Origin of the sequence: Haloferula sp. BvORR071 (genome assembly GCF_000739615.1) — a bacterium.
Taxonomy (GTDB): domain Bacteria; phylum Verrucomicrobiota; class Verrucomicrobiia; order Verrucomicrobiales; family Akkermansiaceae; genus Haloferula.
On sequence record NZ_BATP01000025.1, the window covers coordinates 61247 to 78873 of the forward strand.

Consider the following 17627-nt stretch of genomic DNA (forward strand, 5'->3'; position numbering starts at 1 on the left):
GCCTCGCGCCATCCCCGGTTTTTTGATCCACCGTCTCGGCGAATGGCGCCGCAAGCCCCTGGGTCCCCTGTTGCTACTGGCGGCGGCCGCCGGGGTTTTGTTCTTCTTGAAGCTCGCATCCGAGGTTCGCGAAGACGAATTCCGCCGCGCCGACGAAGCGATCCTCCTGATGATGCGCGAGCCGGGCAATCCCGCCGATCCGCTGGGCCCTCCGCGGGTGGAGGAAATGGCACGCGATCTCACCGCGCTGGGCAGCTTGACGATTCTCACCATCGTTTCGACGATTGGGATCTCGTCAGCCTTCTTTGCCGGCCGCTGGAAGCTCGCGCTCGCCGGGCTTGTCTCCGTCTTCAGCGGCATGGCGGTCATGAACCTTCTCAAGAGCACCTACGCCCGGGCGCGTCCCGACCTCGTCGCACATGTCACGACGGTTCACGACGCCAGCTTCCCGAGCGGCCACACGACGATGGCCTCGGTGGTCTATCTGACGCTCGGAATCATGATCGCTCGAACCCAAGCGCGAAAGCGGGTCCGGATTTTTGTGATCGCCCTCTCGATTCTCATCACCCTGGCGGTCGGGATTAGCCGCGTCTACCTCGGCGTCCACTGGCCCACCGACGTTCTCGCCGGCTGGGCCCTCGGCACCGTGTGGGCGGTTCTGTTCTGGTTTGCGGTAGTGAATATGGATTCGCGGAAGGCGCGACTCGCGGCGGCGGGGCACTGAACCTGGAAGCAGGGCCCGGGAATCCCGTGGACCGCGGACCCAGGCTCGGGCATGTTAGGCGCATGTTTTTCCCGATCAGCGACGACAACCGCGAAGTGATGGGCACAGCCTACGTGTCCATCGCGTTGCTTCTGGCGAATGTGGCGCTCTTCATCGTGCAGCTCATGCACCCCGCCTTCACCTACGGTTGGAGCGTGATTCCCTACGAAATCACACACGGCACGGACCTGGTGGGCGTGGCCCACATCAATGCCGGAGGAGCGATCCACGACGTTCCGCAGGTTGCCGGTCCGTCACCGATCTACCTGACAATCTTCTCGGCAATGTTCATGCACGGTGGCTGGATGCACATCGGCGGAAACATGCTCTACCTCTGGATCTTCGGCGATAACGTGGAGCACCGCTTCGGCTCACTGAAATTCCTGATCTTCTACCTCGTCAGCGGCATCGTCGCCACCTTCGCCCAGATCGCCGTGAATCCGCAAAGCGTGATCCCGAACCTCGGTGCCTCCGGTGCCATCGCGGGGGTGCTGGGAGCCTATTTGGTTCTATTTCCGCGGAACAGGGTGAACGCGGTCTTCTTCTTCACCATCGTCTCGGTGCCAGCCGTCTTCGTGATCGGAATGTGGGCCTTCACCCAGTTCGCCAGTGGCTTTGGCTCCATCGCCACAACGGATCAGACCACCGGTGGCGTCGCCTACATGGCCCACATCGGCGGCTTTCTCGCCGGCGTTGCAATGGCGCTATACGCCCGCAAGCGGATGAAGAATCACGAGCCACCCTCGGTCTTCCGGAGGATCTACGAGGAGCAGCCGAGGGTGCGGAGATATTGGTAGGCCCTGTGGAGGGCGGACACTTTTGTCCGCCCAAGGCTTCGGTGGAAGGGACTCCAGCGACAGGAATGTCGCTGCTCCTTACCGAGCGGACATGAGTGTCCGCCCCCCACAGCGCTTCGCGTCATTCAGGCTCCTCCGCCACCCGCGCCCGAAGCACCCTCACCAAGGGCCTCCCTATCAAGGCCGGCAATCTCGCCTCCAGCCACTCCCGTGCCGCGGCATTCTTCACCGCACAGGCCCACAGAGTCACCACGTGCCAGCCCATACCCTGGAGCTGCTTCTCCACCCGCGCATCCCGTGCCTTGTTCCCTGCCAGCTTCGCCCTCCACCACTCGGTCTTGGACGAAGGCATCTTGAAATCCGGGCAATGCTCGTGCCCGTGCCAGAAGCAGCCGTGGACGAAGATCACCACCTGATATTTTGGCAGCACTAGGTCCGGCTTCCCCGGCAGGCTCTTGTTCTTCGGCCCTGTCACCGTGAAGCGGTATCCCAGCCGGTGCAGCATCGAGCGCACCAGTAGCTCCGGCTTGGTATTCCCGCCGCGGATGCGGGACATGACCTCCGAGCGCTTTTCGGGTGACCAGATGTCGGCCATATGGGCAATAGCGCGGAGCTTGGAGCCTGGAGCAAGAAGGAAGAGACCATCGGTGGAATTTCTCGCCTTCATGCTCCTCACAATTCAAGATTCCCGCCATGTACCTGCCCTCATCCCGCCGGCGCTTCCTGCGCAACTTCACCCTCGGGGCCGCCGGGCTCTGGGTCCCGGGTGCCTTCGCCGAGGCGCTCACCCTAACGCCCAAGCAAACCGAGGGCCCCTTCTACCCGATCAATCTGCCGCTCGATACCGACAACGATCTGATCCGCCTGAATGACAGTCTGACTCCGGCGCTCGGCGAAGTCACCCACCTCAGTGGCAAGGTTACCGACGTGCAGGGTAATCCAATCCGCAACGCGCTGGTCGAGATCTGGCAAGTCGACCACAACGGCGTCTATCTCCACAAGGACAGCGGCAATGCAGAGAAGCGCGACTCGAATTTCCAGGGCTTCGGGCGCTTCATGACCGGCTCCAGTGGCGAATACTATTTCCGCACCATCAAGCCCGTCCGCTATCCCGGCCGCACCCCGCACATCCACTTCGCCGTGAAGATGAAGGGCCGCGATAAGTGGACCACCCAGTGCTACATCAAGGGCGAACCGCAAAACGAAACCGACGGCGTAATCCAAGGCATCAAGGATGAGATCCAGCGTACCTCGGTGATCGTGGACTTCGCGCCCCTGCCCGGTGTGACCACTGGCGAGCTGGCCGCACGTTTCGATATCGTGATGGGCTTCACGCCTGCCGCTTGAGGCAAGCGCCTCAGCGCACCTCCCACTCGTGCTCCACACCCTCGGCCGAGCGCGGCTCAAGGTGCGAGATCACCCTGACCTCCGGCCCGAGCAAGGAGGCCACCTTGCTCTCTATCAGCGTGGCAATCTCATGGGCATCGTGCAGGCTGGTTTGATCGGGGAAGACCAAGTGGAACTCCACCCAGTGAATCCGACCGGAATGGCGGTGACGAAGATTGTGATAGGATAGTCCGCGCGCATCGCACTCGGCATCCAGGCAATCGCGCAGCTCCTTCTCCACCTGCAGGTCCGCTTCATCCATCAGGCCACCGAAGCTCTCACGCATCAGCTTGGCTCCCGTCCACAGTAGCTTGCCAGCAGCGAGCACCGCACAGATCGGGTCCCACCATTTCCAGCCGGTGAAGTATACCAGCAGCAGTGCGATGAGCACAGCCGCGCTGGTCCACACATCCGCCAGCACATGGTGACCATTGGCACGCAAGAGGGCGGACTGGCGCTTCTTGCCCACCCGCAGCAGTGCCGAGCCGAGGAAGAGATTCACCACCGCAGCCGCAGCTGTCAGGATCATGCCGATCCCCATGTCGGTGATTACGGAACCCACGAAGATCTGACGTCCCGCCTCATAGACGATCAGCAGTGCGGCCGCACTGATCATCGCCCCCTCGAATCCCGAAGAAAGGAAGGCCACCTTGTCGTGGCCGAAGTGATGAGTGTCATCCGAGGGCTTGTGCGAGAGCCTCAAGGCCCATGCCGCGAAGGCCACCGCGAGAATGTGCGTCACCGATTCCGCAGCATCCGAATAGATCGCCGAGGAGCCGGTGATCACCGCTGCGGTCACCTTTACCACCAGCAGGATGATCGCCACCCATAGGGAAAGTCCCATCACCTTCGATTGATCTTCCGACAGCCCGCTGCTCACGCCGGAAAGCCTGCGGAATCGTCATGGCATGGCAACCATCGGAAAATTCCCTTCATAGGAGCTCGTATAAGTGATTGAATAGCCGTTGTCCGAGTGAAGCGCCTTGCCCTAACTTTCTTAGCCTTGGCTGCAATTGTTTGCGCGGTCTGCTGGCATTACCGCGACTCACTCGGTCGGCTCTGGCAGCAGACCCGTGCCACCGTCGTCGCCCCGATGATCCCCGGTCCCCGGCCCGACCTCGCCCGCTACACCACCTTGAAGGAGGAGGCGGAGAACAAGCGCAAGGACCTGGCCAAGCGCCTCGCTGAGGCCCGCACAGCAGCAGAGAAGGAGAAGGTTCTCACCGAGACCCGCAGCTATCTGGAGACCCTGCTGCCTCAGATGATGCTTTGCTGGCTCGGTACGCCGTGGGACTTCCACGGCACCGCCGAAGGTCCGGGACAGGGCAAGATCGCCTGCGGCTACTTCGTCGCCACCGTGCTCAAGGACGCCGGCTTCCGCGTGGATCGCTACAAGCTCGCCCAGCAGGCATCGCAAAACATCCTCCGTAGCTTCCTGCCCAAGGAAGCACTGCAAGTGCAGGTCGGTGCTCCCTATGACAACTACGCCGCCGCGATCGCGAAGGCCGAGCCCGGCGTGCGTATCGTCGGCCTGGACAGTCACGTCGCCTTCCTCGTCACCGGCCCGGATGGCTTCCGCTTCATCCACTCCTCCGGCTCCAAGCCTTGGTGTGTGGTGAATGAGGACCGCGACAGCGCTGGAGTCCTCGCCCGCTCTAACTACCGCGTCCAAGGTCTCCTCACCGGCGACAAGGAAGTCCTCAAGCGCTGGCTCGCGGGAAAAAAGATCGAGGTGAAGATGGACGGGCCGACGACCGCATCGGCGGGGAAGTGAGGCGACCTTCCCAAGAAAGAAAAAAGCACACGGGCCATTGGCCCGTGTGCCCTGAAAACTTTGTCCTAACGGATCACGCCAGCTCCGGCTCGGGGATCTGAATCCCGCCCGGAACCCGCGCGGCGATCTCCTCGGCATGGGCGTAGTCGCCTTCCGCTTGGAGCACCGCACAGTAGTTCTCCGCGACGGCCTGCAGATCCGAGACGTACTCCACTCCCAAGGTCTCGAAGCCGCTGACGGCCTTCTCAAAGTGGCGGCGTGCCCAGGCACTGTCGCCCGTGGCAAGCAGGGCCAAGGCGAGATTGTTGTGGGACTGGGCGGTGTCGTGGTGATTGTCGCCGAAGTTCTTGCGGCGGGCTTCCAGCGCCATCATGTGCATCTCGCGGGCCTGCTCGTGCAGACCGGCGGACTGATAGAGCGCGCCAATGTTGTTGCACACGGCGGCGGTCTCCTCATGGTCCGCACCCAGTTCGCGGTGCAGGATTTCGAGCGCCTTGAGATACTCGGCTTCAGCGCCTTCGGTGTCGCCCTCGTTGCGCTTCAGCACGGCCAGGTTGTTGGACATCGACGCGATGTCGAGCGAGGCCTGCGGATCCGACATTTCAAAGTAGCGGACGGCTTCCTGCCACAGCTCCTTCGCGCGGATCGGGTGATCGAGTTGGTCGTGCACCGAGCCGTAGCCGGCGTGCAGGCGGCCGAGCTGAAGGCAGCGGTCTGGACGGTTGTCGAGCTGGTCGATGGCCTGCTTGTAGTCGTCGCGAGCCTCTTCAAAGCGGCCCAAGAGGCGATAGACGTCGCCGCGGACTTCCAGCGAGCTGGCAAATTCGTCGATGCTGTCGAGATCGCTGCTGAGCGTCTGCTGTGCCTTGAGGACGGCAGCCGTGGCGGCGTGAACGGCCTCATCGAGGTCGCCGGCGGCAACGAGTTCGTCCACCCGGTTACGGAGGATGTGGATGAGTGTGGTGGTAGGTGAGTCCATGGCGTGTGTATTTACTTTAAATCACCGGATTCCGATTCTGCAACGGGTAATTCCCGCGCGGGTGAAAGTCGTTCAAGGAGCTGGGCGCGCTGGGGTGGCAGACCGCCCAAGGCCTCGCGCAGGGCGGGTGCCACGTGACGGCGCTCCCTGGCAATTCCCAGATATTTAGCCAGTTCCTGCTCAAAGTGCTGCATCGCACGGATCGAGGGGCCCTTCTCAACCACATGGTCGAGGCCTCGTTTCAGGAGTCCGAAAAGCTCAGGTTCCGGATGTTCCCGTTCCACAGCCAGCTCTAGCAAACGGCACCAATACCCCGACAAAAGCATTGCATTGTAATCACCGCGGATCGCTTCCCGGGTCGAGATCGGCGCCGATTCCCGGAGCTGGTGGAGCTCTCCGGTCCGCGCCCGGTTCCAGTGGACCTCGGCGTCAAAAAACAGGTCGAGTTTGCCCGCAAAGGGACTCCTCGGGCTGCGGGCACCCTTGGCCACGGTCTTGATCAGACCGTGCCCCGCCGTGAACCAGTGAACGATCCAACTGGTATCGGTCAGCTTGGTCAGGCGGATCAGGATGCCTTGGCAATGCTCCATGATGACGGAAAGGGAAACCCGGCAATCCGCCGATAGTTTCAATGCGATGCCCGCCAACTTGCCCAGCTTCGCGAATTGCGCAAGCAGGCGCTGCACCTTTAGCGGCCGATTTTCATCCTCTGACGTTCCTTTGCCGACAAGCGGCACTCATGCTCAAGGCGCAAAGGGCGTCCGCGAAATGGACACGCGAAAGAAATTCCCCCCGCTCAGGATCGAGCCAATCGGAAAACGCAGGACCTGATGGGCATCGTCCGCCCCGAGAGCGACATCCGGCTCCGCGCTCGCTTCAGGCTGCCAACTCGCGAGATCTCGGGAGCCCTCGAGGCGCATGAAAAGTTCCCGCGCCTCGCGGTTCCGCTCCACCTCCACAGCTGGTGCAGGGTCCAACAGAAATCGGGTGATCGCCGCCCCGTCCACGACCAGGGGATCACGGCCGGCGAAGAATTCGACCAGGTTGCTCGAGCCATCCTGATCCGGATCGGCATCAGCCCCTGAGATCAGGGGATCCGCCAATTGTTGGGTACGGAAATGAGAGGTTTTCCAAAAATCGAAAGGCCCATCCAGGATCCTCAGCTCCGCGCTGGGCAACTCGCCAATCACATAGGCCGCATCCGCCCCAATCGACACCACCACTGACTCGCTGCCCTCCGCCAGGGAATCCGCTGCAGGTGTAACTGTCAGCGTGGCGGTCCCGGCACCGGCGGGGATCGTCACGGTGGCGGGGAGCGCGGGATAGTCGCTGCCCGCCGTCGCGGCCCCACCGACAGCAAGCTTGATCACCAGCGGCGCGGTGCGAGCGCCCGTGCGATTGAAGCTCAGTTTCGCCGAAGCCGCGAGGCCCGACTGCGGTTCCAACACCGTGCCGTTGGTCGCCCACACGTTCACTACCGGCTGTTCCGGTCCGGCCATAAAGCGCACCGCATCGGCAATCACGTAGCCATTGGTGGCGGTGTTGCGGATGGTAACGCTGCCATTCTGAGTGGAATTGCCCGCAGCGAAAGAGAAGCTGCCCACCGAGACCCACTCGCCGCCACGGGTCTGCTGGTTGACCGTGGCGGTCGTCAGGCCGCCGGAGTGTCGGATGTCCACCGGCACATTGGTGGCGCGGTTGGTGTAGGCTGGCCAACGAACAAAGACTTCATACGTCCCCGCATTGGGAAGAGTCGGCGTAAAGCGCGCGGAGCAACTCCCATTCTGCGTGTTGCCGTCATGGATGTAGTTGCCGCCATAATAGCCGGCGGTGGAAGTCGTCTGCGTCCAGGTGCCCGTGAGCGCCACGCCCGTGGCATCCGAGTTGTCCAGGATGATCCCCGAGGTTTCGGTGCTGTGGTTGTTTGTCAGCCGTTGCCCATCGGCCAGCAACTGCGCCTTCAGCTTGGCATAGGGCACCGCCTGCACCGCCACCTTGTCATCGATCGCGAAGGCCGCGGCAGTCGCCGCCGACTGACCGAGGATCATGAACACCGGCTCCATCCGGATCGAACCGAAGGCGATGTGCGTGGCGGACAAGCTCCATGGCACCAGCAGATTCGTGCACTCACCGGTCTTCGGCACGATCGAACGATAAGAGATCGGATAGGGCCCTGGCACCGCGCGCTGGATGTCGCCCTCATTCTTCACCATCCCGTTCAGGACGATGCGCTGGCAGTTGTGCGAATCCATCGTATAGGCGCCCATCCCGATCGAATCCGGGGCCACCTCGGTGCCCATGCAGTTCTTCTCGGTCATCACGTAGTCGGAGACCATGCGCCGTGCCTCGCGGATGTAGAGCTGGTGCGGCCAGTGATCGGTATCGGGGAACTCATCCTTCGCCAGCCCCCACTGACTCCAGTTACTCCGAATCGCCGCTGGCACGCGCGGATGGTTCTGCACGGTCCACACCAGGCCGCGCTGCCACTTCTCGTGCTGCTTCGCGAGTTGCTCCCGGGTCTCGTAGCTGGCTTCGATCCAATCCGCGGTGGTGCCGCTGATGAAGTCGCAGGAGATGCCGGAGTCGTTGTTGGAATCGGTCTTGCTGTTAGGCACCGGGCGGAGCTTCCAGAAGCGGTCCGTCTGCCCGGCTGCAATCGAACGGAACAGGATCTCGTAGTCGGCCTCGTTGTAGCCTTCCGGCTGCTCGATCATCACGCGGTTCGCCGCCACATTGGTCAGGCACATGCGGTAGCAATAGGCCTGGATCAGCGAGTCGGCGCTACCGTTCGCCCCGGCCGGTGCGGCATTGACTCCGGGCAGCAGTCCGCTCGCCGGATTGCCTGCCACGACAAAGGGATCGATCCCGTACGGCAACTGGTTGCCGCTGGTCTGCGTCTGAATGCCGTCGATCGTCTCGCCATATTGCGCATTCGCCTCGCGGCCGCTGGTGTAGGTGACGTTCGCCTGCTTCATCAGATCGCCTTCGTAAGAGGCATCGATGAAAACCTTGGCGCGGAAGACGTCTCCGCCATTGGTGGTGATGCGGGTGATGCGCCCGTTCTCCATCGTGGTGGAGATCACGTGGCGATCCTTGTAAACCGGCACCTTCGCGTCCGCGATCATCTCATTGAAGACCGCCTCCGCCACCTTCGGCTCGAAGGTAAACTTCGCGCCGCCCAGGCCATACTTCGTCCCGATCCGCGTGTAGAACTCACGCGACATCCCCTGGATGTAGGCATCGCCATTGTTGCCAATGTCCGTGTCCCCAAGCCCACCCGAGCTCAGCCCACCAATGTGATTGTTCACGGTCACCAGCGCGACGCTCTTGCCCATCCGTGCCACCTGCACCGCCGCGGTCACGCCACCGGCAGCGCCGCCGTATACGCAGATATCCGTTTCAATGATCTTGCCGGCATGACTGAGCGTGGCCGTGGCCAACAGGAGAAGAGTAGAAAAGAGACGCTTGTCGGGCTTCATGAATGAAGAGCGGGTGAAGGATCGCCCTCATCGCAAAGGCACGCAGATCCCTCGGGTTTAAACCCCGTATCGTGAGCCCACAGCGGAACTGCCGAATCCCCCTTAGGTAGCAGCAGCCACGAATTTTTTCCGCGACGAAAGGGGGGCATCTTCGGATATGATCCCGCGATTGCACCGGCATGATCGCCCGCCTCCTACTCTTGATTTTACTCGGCACCGCCATGCACGTGGCGGCGCAATCCCCTTCTGCCGCCCCGAAGGCGCGAACCGTGCGCGAGCTGCAAAACGAGGCCACCGCTGAAGCCTTCACCGGCGCGGACGTGGTCATCGAAGCGGTCGTGACCTGGGCCGACCCATCGGCCGGCAAATACTTCTACATGCAGGATGCCTCCGCCGGCATGAAGGTCATCTACCAAGGCGACATCGACCCTGCGGTGGGTGACAAGGTGCGCGTCACCGGTCGACTCAGCCGCGGTCCCTTCGCCCCTGTTATCGAGAACGCCAGCTTCGAAAGCCTCGGCAAGGGCGTCCTGCCCGGCTGCGCCAATGCTTCGGGAGGCGGCCTGCTCAATGGCTCCTTCAACGGCGAACGCGTCGACGTGGACGGCTGGATCCGCACCGCGGAGTTTGTCGACGGAAACGACCTCGTGGTGGTGGTCGACTCAGGGGCCTGCCGCATCAGCTTCCGGATCAGCAACACCACCGGCCTCGATCCCGCGAAGCTCATCGCCTACAAGATCAGGGTGCTTGGGGTAGCAGCATCCTTGCGCGCCCGCAAGGCCACCAACCAACTGGTGGACGTTCAAATCCTGGTGGCCTCGCAAAAGGACATCCAGTTCGGCGAGCGCGAGAAGCAATCGCCCTGGGATCGCCCGCCCACGCCCTTGCGTGAAGTGTTCCGCTATCATCCCGGCCAAACCCGCGCCGACCGCCTGCAAGTCACCGGCACCGTCTTGCACGTCGCAGATGAGATCGCGTGGCTGCATGACGGCGATGCCGGGCTCGCGCTGCGCGGCGCGGATGTCGCCCGCTTGCACCGCGGCGATCGCATCTCCGCCGTCGGCTTCCGGGACATGCTGGATTCCCTCCCGGTCCTCTCCGATGTCATCGTGAGGAAGAGCGACACCCCCGGAACGCCACCCAAGGCCAAGGAGGTGCCCGCATGGCAGCTGGGCGATGGCCTCCACCACGCCGACTTGGTGGCGGTCTCCGGGCTTCTGTTAGATCGGATCCAGACTTCCCTTGAAGGCGGCGGGCAGCACACCGTGCTCGCCCTGCAATCGCCGCGCGGCGTCTTCACCGCGCAACTCGACTCCACCGCAGGTGCCACCTGGGAAACCGGCAGCACCCTGCGCGTCAGCGGCGTCTGCGCGGTACAGACCGATTCCGCGGGCGACCCGAAAAGCTTCAAGATTCTGGTGCCGGATGACGCCTCAATCACCGTCTTAAAGGCCGCACCCTTCTTCACCGTGCGCCGCATGCTGATCCTGCTGTGCATCATCCTGGGAGTGCTGTTGGCCGTCACCGCGACCGCCTTTCTCCTGGCCCGGCGCAACACCCGCCTGCGCACGGAAGTCCGCGAGCGCCAAGCCGTCGCCGCCGAGCGCGGACGCCTCGCCCGCGACCTGCACGACACCCTCGAGCAGGGCCTAACAGGACTCCAGCTCCAGATCCGCGGCCTGAGCTTGTCGCTCGGCAATGGTGCCAGCGATGCCCCGGATCGCATGGAAGCGATGCGCGGCCTGGTCCGCCAATGCCGCACCGAGCTGCGCCAATCGATCTGGGACCTGCGGGCGGACTCGCAGGAGAACTTCGACCTCGGCGAGGCCCTGCAACGCATGGCACAATCGCTCTTCCTCGGCGCTGCCACGCGGGCGGAGTTCCACCAGCAGCGCAGCCGCACGGAGATCCCCGGCCTCATCGCCGATAACCTTTTGCGCATCGGCCAGGAAGCGATGACCAATGTCCTCAAGCACGCCGAGGCCGGCCTGATCCGGATCGAACTCGTGACCACGCCTGAGAGCGTGACCCTCAGCGTGAGCGACAATGGCCAGGGCATCGCCAATCAAGACTCCGCCACCGTGAAGGCCGGCCACTTCGGCATCGCCGGCATGGAAGAACGCGCCGCCCGCATGGGCGCCCAACTCAGCATCGAAGAAAGAAACGGCGGCGGCACCGTCGTCAAAGTCCAAGTCCCTCTCCCCGCTGAAGCCAAAACCCGCTCCTGAAGCCATGAACGCGAAACGCCCTTACAAGATCCTCGTGGTCGACGATCACTTCGTGGTCCGCGCCGGTCTGCGCGACATCCTGAGCCACGAGCCGGACTTCCAGGTCGTGGGCGAGGCCGCGAATGGCCACGAGGCCCTCGCCGCCTACAAGCGCCTGCTGCCGGACGTCACCGTCACCGACCTGCGCATGCCCGTCTGCGGCGGCCTCGAAGCGATCCGCCTGATCCGCGCCGAGCAGCGCCTTGCCCGCATCCTCGTCCTCAGCAGCTACGAGGGCGATGAGGACATCCACGCGGCCCTCGCCGCAGGGGCCATGGGCTACATTCTCAAGCACAGCTCCGACGACCAAATCGTTCCCGCGATCCACGCGCTGCTTCAGGGCAAGCGCTGGATCCCCTTGGAGGTCGCGGGCCAGCTCGCCGCCCGCGAGCGCGGCGAGGTCCTCTCGGAGCGCGAACGCGAGATCGTCAGGCTGCTCGTCAAAGGTGAGGCCAACAAGGAGATCGGCCAAGCCCTCGGCATCACCGAGCTCACGGTAAAGTCGCACATGAAGAACATCCTCGCGAAACTCCGCGTCCGCGACCGCACCGAGGCAGTGACCGTGGCCCTGCGCCGCGGCATCGTGCAATTGCCCGACGCTTGATCGAAAGATGGGAAAGCGTGGTGCCGGGTAACCCATCCCGACACCACGCGGTGCTATGGTCAGGGAGTCACCCGCAAGCGGATGAACTCACTGGCCGCCGACCCCATGGCTGCGACAGACCGCGCCGTGACTTGTTGAAGGGTTCCCGCATCGCCGGTCGCAGTGAGCTCCAGCCAGCTTGCTCCGCTGTGCCATGTTTGCAGGTCATTGCTGACTTCCGGCGTGCCCACCAAGCCAGTGCCTGGAGCATGCGGAAAGCTCATTGCCCCGTAATTCGTGCCGCTCACGTTGACAGGCGCGCTGACGATCGGTCCTTGGTTCGCCACCAGCGGTGCGAGCCCCATGTAGCGCTCTATCAGATTGCTCAAGCCATCCCCATCCGGATCCGCATCTGGTCCGGAGATACTGAGATCTGCCAGGTCCGCCGGACCGAAGCTCGCGCGCTGCCACGCGGCGAAGGGCGAATCATCGGCATCCGCAATCTGCAGCGAGACGCTGGCCGGCGTGCCCCCCTCATAGCCATCGGGAGCCACCGCGGCGATGGTCAGAGACTCGGCATCCTCTGCCACAGCATCGGCCTTCGCCGCAATCGTCAGCTCCACCGATGACTTCCCGGCGGGAATGATCACGCTGGCAGGCAGCCCATCGTAGTCGCTGCCGTTCACCGCGCTTCCGCCCAGGGTCAGAGATACTTCCAGCGGCGCGGCCAGCGATCCGGTCCGGCTCACGATCAATCCGGACTGCGACGCTTGGCCCGTGGTGCCACCCGGCTCGGCCAGACGCCCATTCGTCGCCCGCAGCGAGACCGCGGGCAGATCCACTGCCACTGCATCCGCGATCACGAAGCCATCGGTTCCCGTGGTTTCGATCACCACCTTCTCACCCGGATCACCCGTGAAGGCGAAGTCGCCCAGCTTGTTCCAGACCCCGCCATTGACCTTCTGGCTCACCGTGAGCGCCGTGCTGCCACCAGCGTGATAGACCGTCACCGGCACATTGCTGGCGCGGTTATCAAGCGACGACCAGCGCAGGTAAACTGGATAGGTGCCGGGCGTCGGCAGGAAGAGCTCATAGCTCACCGACTTCGTGCCCTTGGCCGCATTCCCATCGGTCAGATAGGTGGTATTGTAGGCCCCGGCGGTCGCCGAGCTCGACGGCCAATCGCCGACCGCAATTGCTCCCGTGTTGTCGACGATGATGCTCGGGATCGGAGCACGCGGACCGCCGATGGCATCCATCAGCGCCGGCAGCAGGAATTTTTCCTCACCTCCGGCATTCGGATGCAAGCCATCCGGCACCCATGGCAAAAAGTTGCCTTCGCCCTCTTCCAGCAGCGCCTGCCAGCGCGGATGATGGTCCGCCAGGATGAAGTCATGCGCGGCAGCCGCATCGCGATACACCTGCTCGTAGTAGGGCAGCAGCGGCCTCCAGCCGGCATCACCTTCGGGACGACCTGTGACCGGGTTCAAGACCTGCAGGATGATCTCGCATTTCGGCAGCGCAGTCTGGATGCCGGAGATCATGCCTTCGAGGTTCGCCCGCGCCTTGGATACGGGGATGTCGAGGCGAGCCACCGCATCATTGATCGAGAACTCGAGGAACACCACATCCGGTGCGGCGGCGATGACCTGGGTGGCCAGGTTCGCAATGCCATAGTCCGACGCCATCCCGCTGGCTCCGCGGTTGACGAGTGTCGCCACACCCGGCCCCTGCGAATTCAGGATCGAGGTCATGCGCGCGGGCCACACACCGTTGGCTGTCTCGCTCGTGCCGTAGGTCAGCACCTTCTGGGGAAGGCCCACGGACAGCTTCTGGACAAAGCGCGCCTGCGTGGCACGCGCCCCCGTCGGCCGGTCGGAAAGCGTCACCGTGCCGGACGGACTCGGCGGTACGATGTAGCCGTCTCCTGCAATCACCGTGAAGGTCACCGTCTCATCATTCTCATCCACCTGATCGGTATAGGCGGGGATCTGCACTGTTAGAGAGGATGCACCGGCGGGAATCAGCACGCCAGGCGGGATCTCCGGATAGTCGATTCCCGGAGCCGCGGTGCCCCCGGACTGCAAACGGACCAACAAAGGATCGGTGGTCGCACCGGCACGCGTCAGGGTGAAGCTCCCCACCGCATCACCCGCCGTTGAAGGCTCCTGGGCCGAGGCCGAATTCACGGTGAGCGTAACCGCAACTGGATCCGGCACAACCGCCACCAGCGGCAACACTTCGTTCAAGCTGCTGCCAAAGCGGAACTCATCGTACGCAACGGTCTGGCTCACCCCCGCATTGCCGGGGCCGAATTGAATCCCGTTGCCCGAAGTCAGCGTGTAGGTTGCGGTGGTGACAGGCGCATCGGAGACGCGTGAGGTCACATTGCTCGGGCCACTGCCGATCGCGGCACCGTCCAGCTCTGCATCGGTGAAGCCGCCCTCCTTGAAAAAATCGAATTGTGCGGCCGTTAAAACAAAGGTCGTCGCCACGCCCGGCGTTCCTGCGGACAGCGCGGTGCCGACATTCGTGAAACGCCCCAGCACCACGTATGGAGTGTTGGTCGCCAGCGTGGTGGCCGATGCAGTGGACATGTTGTTCGCGTCGTACTGGCTGGAGGTGAAGCCATTCCCCAGGTTGTCCGCATAGGCATGGAAGTAGGATGCGGTGCCACCCGAGGTCGGCGTGGCATTGACCCGCAGCGACACCACCGAGGCGGCATTCTGCGCGGTCACGAGCTTCACCAGATAGCTGCTGTAGAGCGTGCCCGTGACCGTCGGCCCGGTGTAGGCGAAACCGATGTACGAAGCCCGCCCCGTCGCATCGCTGTAAAGACCACTGCCGCCGCTGACCACCAGATTACTGAAGCTCATGCCCGCCTCTTGGAAGACGTTGGCATTCGCGCCGGTCCCGGCACTCGTGACGGTCGCTGCTGCATTGAGGCCCACAACATTGCTGCCAATGGTCTGGCCCGGCAGTGGCGTGGCGCTGTAGCCATCGAAGCCCTGATAGACGAAGGGCGCGGCGGAGGCGATCGATAGACTCGCCACGGAAAAGGCGGCGACCGGGAGGATACGACGGGGTTTCATGAGGTCGGGTTTTGATTCGGGCGTATGGGCATTGCGGCAGCACACGCAAGCGTCCCCTTCAAGGAAGAGTCACCATGCGATGGCGCACACCGGCTTGGGTTTCCATCGCCCCTCACTTGGGTGAGTGACGGGGAAGCCACGGCGGTGCTCCACCGCAGCTTGCGCCACTCTTCACTGACCCGGCCGAATCATCATCCCCCTTTAGTGGGTGCGCTCTCCGCATTGTAGCGGAACGGCTGCGGACCTCCACCACAAGCACCCCACTATGATTCACCGGAGAATTCTCTCCTACGCCCTCTTATAGCAAGGTCTCCTCCGCATCTTCCTCCTCGCTCACCACCGCCACCTCAAAGGCCGGCAAGGGCTCCACCAGATTAGCCGGCAGCGGAAACACCTTCTCATAAATGCCATCTGCCAACTGATTCGCCTGCGCATACGCATCGCGCATCATCTCAAGCTTCGCATCCAAGTTGTCGATGTAGTGCAGCGCGATCGCTTCCGGCGTGCGCGGCAGCACCGGCGATCCGAAAGCCAGCTCCCCGTGATGGCTGCCGATCAAATGCAAGAGATGCAGCCGCACCGTTTCGCTCGCCGGCTCCAGCACCAGCCAATCCTTGGCCACGGGAGACTCCGCAACATCGCGCCACAGCTTGTTCACCAGCTCGATCCCCAACGGGATGTGGCCTAACATCTCACCATGCAGCGTGTAGCCCTGGGTGAAGCCGCGCTCCGGATACTGGTTCTCCCACAGCTTCCCACAGTCGTGGAAAAGCACTCCTGCGATCATGAGATCGCGGTTCAATTCCGGATAGACACTGCAGACCACCTCCGCAGTCCGCATCATCTGCGCCACGTGCTCGGTCAGGCCGCCACGCCGTGCATGGTGATTCTTCCGCGCCGCCGCCGCGCGACGGAACTTCGCGCCCAGATCGGTGATGAAATGCTCTACCAGCGCATGCAGCCGCGGATCGCGGATATTGCCGCACAGGTTCAGGATCGTCTCCCAATCGCGCCGCTGTTTCTCCGCCGTCTTGGCATCGCCCGCGAAGAATGCCTCCAGCGCATCGCCGTCCAGGACTTCCCACGCGATCTGCGTGGCATTCACTCCATATTGGTTCTGCGTCCACTGCGCATCCAGCCGCAGCACCGTGCCATCCCGCATGCTATTCGCCGCCTCGAATAGCGCTGCATCCGACCAGGCGTTCAGATTGAAGCTCCCCGTCGCATCCGCAAAGGTCAGCACCAAGTAAGGCTTCCCCGCCTTCGTCTGGCGCAAGCTGCGCGACTGCAATTCACAATCGACGAAGGCGACAAGCGCTTGCTCGCCCGCCTGCTCCTTGAGCGCAGCCACTGTCAAAAAAGTCACGCGCGCAGCATCCATGCCCCGCGATTCCTGTCACGAAAGATGCGTGAATTGCCGCCGCAATTGCAAAGGGAGCTTTATGACCTCCCTTGGTTTAACATAGAATCCGGGAAACTTCCATGAGCGACAGCAAGACCTTGGACACCTACGCCACACTTCCCGGCGAATTGGAGATCTCGCGCTGGCGCTACCGCGCTTACTTTGCGAGCTGGCGAATGTGGCTTCTTAGCTTTCTGCCCGACTCGGCCGGCCAATGGCCTTTGGTCGGGCGGGACGTGAAGATTTGGGTTCGCTACCGGAAGCTTTTGCAGGTCGGCGACCTTCTTCCCGCGATCGTTTATAACCGGGAGACGGGCTTGGTGGCAGCCTACACCAACCTCCAATGCAGCGGCAATCGTCCTTGGCCGGTCATCAAAATTTTCAGGGATCGGCTCAGCATGTTGCCGAATCTCCAGCATCGGCAGCAGCTCGCCGTCGTGGCGTTTTACGGCGGCAGCGAGGAGAGCAGGGCGGAAGGCCACTGGGACAACATCCATCCGATCGTGGTCGACTGCTTGGTGTCGGATCGCGAAGCCCGTGCGAGAACCCTCGAACGGATCAGCAAGACCAGTTGGCAGGCCCTGGAAGCCGGACTGAAAATGCTGCCGCCCAGCCCGGGCGAGGGCATCTATCACGTCAAGGTTCCCGACGAGCTCGCGTGGGAGGCGTGAGACTCGATCCGGATGCCGCTTGAAATCCCAGCAGGGCCCGGCAATTTCAGCTGTGGTCGCGGCGGCAGACAGCCCAGCCCGCACAGCTCATGCGCATCCCGCTCCAACCCGAAGGCTACTACCGGCTCTCGCAACTCAAGCAGAACCAGGTCTTCGCTGCGGCGAATCGCGGCGGGCGCCTCGTCATCGTGACCGTGCTGGCTTTCGTGATCCTGCTCGCGGCCTCAAATGGCTTCAGCTTGTGGATCTATCATGAAGTCGGCGGCAGCGACATCGCCACGGCCGCCCTGATGTCGACCTTGGGATGGACGCTGTTCCTCGCGCCCCTGCTCGTTAGATTTCTCTCTCTGCCACTGCTCGCGCATTGGATCGGAAAGGAGCTGCAGCGGCGAGCTCAGCTCGAAGACCGCTTCCAGCACGAACTCGACTAGGCG

15 protein-coding genes are annotated in these 17627 nt (G+C 63.0%); 8 read left to right on the forward strand and 7 right to left on the reverse strand.

Annotation, left to right across the window (positions count from 1 at the left end):
* The first annotated feature begins 22 nt into the window (after positions 1–22).
* Together BV071_RS14145 and BV071_RS14150 are read left to right on the forward strand one after the other, a co-directional pair.
* Complete coding sequence (locus BV071_RS14145) at positions 23–724, forward strand: phosphatase PAP2 family protein (RefSeq protein WP_265594433.1); 702 nt, start codon at positions 23–25, stop codon at positions 722–724.
* 62 nt (positions 725–786) lie between these two features.
* Positions 787–1560: a rhomboid family intramembrane serine protease gene (locus BV071_RS14150; protein ID WP_075090915.1), complete on the forward strand. Its 774-nt coding sequence runs from the start codon at positions 787–789 to the stop codon at positions 1558–1560.
* A gap of 121 nt (positions 1561–1681) precedes the next feature.
* On the opposite strand, the gene BV071_RS14155 is transcribed toward BV071_RS14150, so the two are convergent.
* A complete protein-coding gene (locus tag BV071_RS14155; RefSeq protein WP_075090916.1) occupies positions 1682–2227 on the reverse strand; it encodes a very short patch repair endonuclease in 546 nt (181 codons plus the stop codon).
* A gap of 26 nt (positions 2228–2253) precedes the next feature.
* On the opposite strand from BV071_RS14155, the gene BV071_RS14160 reads away from it, so the two are divergent.
* Positions 2254–2907, forward strand: coding sequence for a protocatechuate 3,4-dioxygenase (locus BV071_RS14160; RefSeq protein WP_035608237.1), 654 nt, complete (start codon positions 2254–2256; stop codon positions 2905–2907).
* Between the two features lie 10 nt (positions 2908–2917).
* Here the strand turns inward: BV071_RS14160 and BV071_RS14165 are convergent, their stop codons facing one another.
* Positions 2918–3790 carry a cation diffusion facilitator family transporter gene (locus BV071_RS14165; protein WP_265594434.1) on the reverse strand — a complete coding sequence of 291 codons (873 nt, stop codon included), beginning with the start codon at positions 3788–3790 and terminating at the stop codon, positions 2918–2920.
* 159 nt (positions 3791–3949) lie between these two features.
* Here BV071_RS14165 and BV071_RS14170 point away from each other — a divergent pair, with 159 nt between their 5' ends.
* Positions 3950–4720 (forward strand): hypothetical protein, encoded by a 771-nt coding sequence (locus BV071_RS14170; RefSeq protein WP_035608238.1) that lies wholly within the window; start codon positions 3950–3952, stop codon positions 4718–4720.
* A 73-nt stretch (positions 4721–4793) separates the two neighbouring features.
* Here the strand turns inward: BV071_RS14170 and BV071_RS14175 are convergent, their stop codons facing one another.
* Genes BV071_RS14175 through BV071_RS14185 form a run of 3 tightly spaced genes read right to left on the reverse strand, consistent with a single transcriptional unit; the run spans position 4794 to position 9178 of the window.
* Positions 4794–5699: a tetratricopeptide repeat protein gene (locus BV071_RS14175; RefSeq protein ID WP_035608240.1), complete on the reverse strand. Its 906-nt coding sequence runs from the start codon at positions 5697–5699 to the stop codon at positions 4794–4796.
* A gap of 11 nt (positions 5700–5710) precedes the next feature.
* Entirely contained in the window at positions 5711–6385 is a 675-nt protein-coding gene (gene recO / locus BV071_RS14180) for a DNA repair protein RecO (RefSeq protein WP_035608242.1), read from the reverse strand.
* A 57-nt stretch (positions 6386–6442) separates the two neighbouring features.
* Complete coding sequence (locus BV071_RS14185) at positions 6443–9178, reverse strand: FAD-dependent oxidoreductase (protein WP_075090917.1); 2736 nt, start codon at positions 9176–9178, stop codon at positions 6443–6445.
* Positions 9179–9357: 179 nt separating this feature from the next.
* Here BV071_RS14185 and BV071_RS14190 point away from each other — a divergent pair, with 179 nt between their 5' ends.
* A complete protein-coding gene (locus BV071_RS14190; RefSeq protein WP_035608245.1) occupies positions 9358–11406 on the forward strand; it encodes a histidine kinase in 2049 nt (682 codons plus the stop codon).
* A 4-nt stretch (positions 11407–11410) separates the two neighbouring features.
* Entirely contained in the window at positions 11411–12049 is a 639-nt protein-coding gene (locus BV071_RS14195; RefSeq protein ID WP_035608247.1) for a response regulator transcription factor, read from the forward strand.
* A gap of 59 nt (positions 12050–12108) precedes the next feature.
* On the opposite strand, the gene BV071_RS32965 is transcribed toward BV071_RS14195, so the two are convergent.
* Both BV071_RS32965 and BV071_RS32970 read right to left on the reverse strand, forming a co-directional pair.
* Positions 12109–15120: a GDSL-type esterase/lipase family protein gene (locus BV071_RS32965; RefSeq protein WP_052573350.1), complete on the reverse strand. Its 3012-nt coding sequence runs from the start codon at positions 15118–15120 to the stop codon at positions 12109–12111.
* Positions 15121–15418: 298 nt separating this feature from the next.
* Positions 15419–16486, reverse strand: a complete 1068-nt coding sequence (locus BV071_RS32970) for an HD domain-containing protein (protein WP_265594435.1) — start codon at positions 16484–16486, stop codon at positions 15419–15421.
* A gap of 134 nt (positions 16487–16620) precedes the next feature.
* Here BV071_RS32970 and BV071_RS14210 point away from each other — a divergent pair, with 134 nt between their 5' ends.
* Positions 16621–17193, forward strand: a complete 573-nt coding sequence (locus BV071_RS14210) for a DUF3239 domain-containing protein (RefSeq protein WP_265594436.1) — start codon at positions 16621–16623, stop codon at positions 17191–17193.
* Positions 17194–17282: 89 nt separating this feature from the next.
* Complete coding sequence (locus BV071_RS14215) at positions 17283–17624, forward strand: hypothetical protein (protein ID WP_035608252.1); 342 nt, start codon at positions 17283–17285, stop codon at positions 17622–17624.
* Positions 17625–17627: the final 3 nt, after the last annotated feature.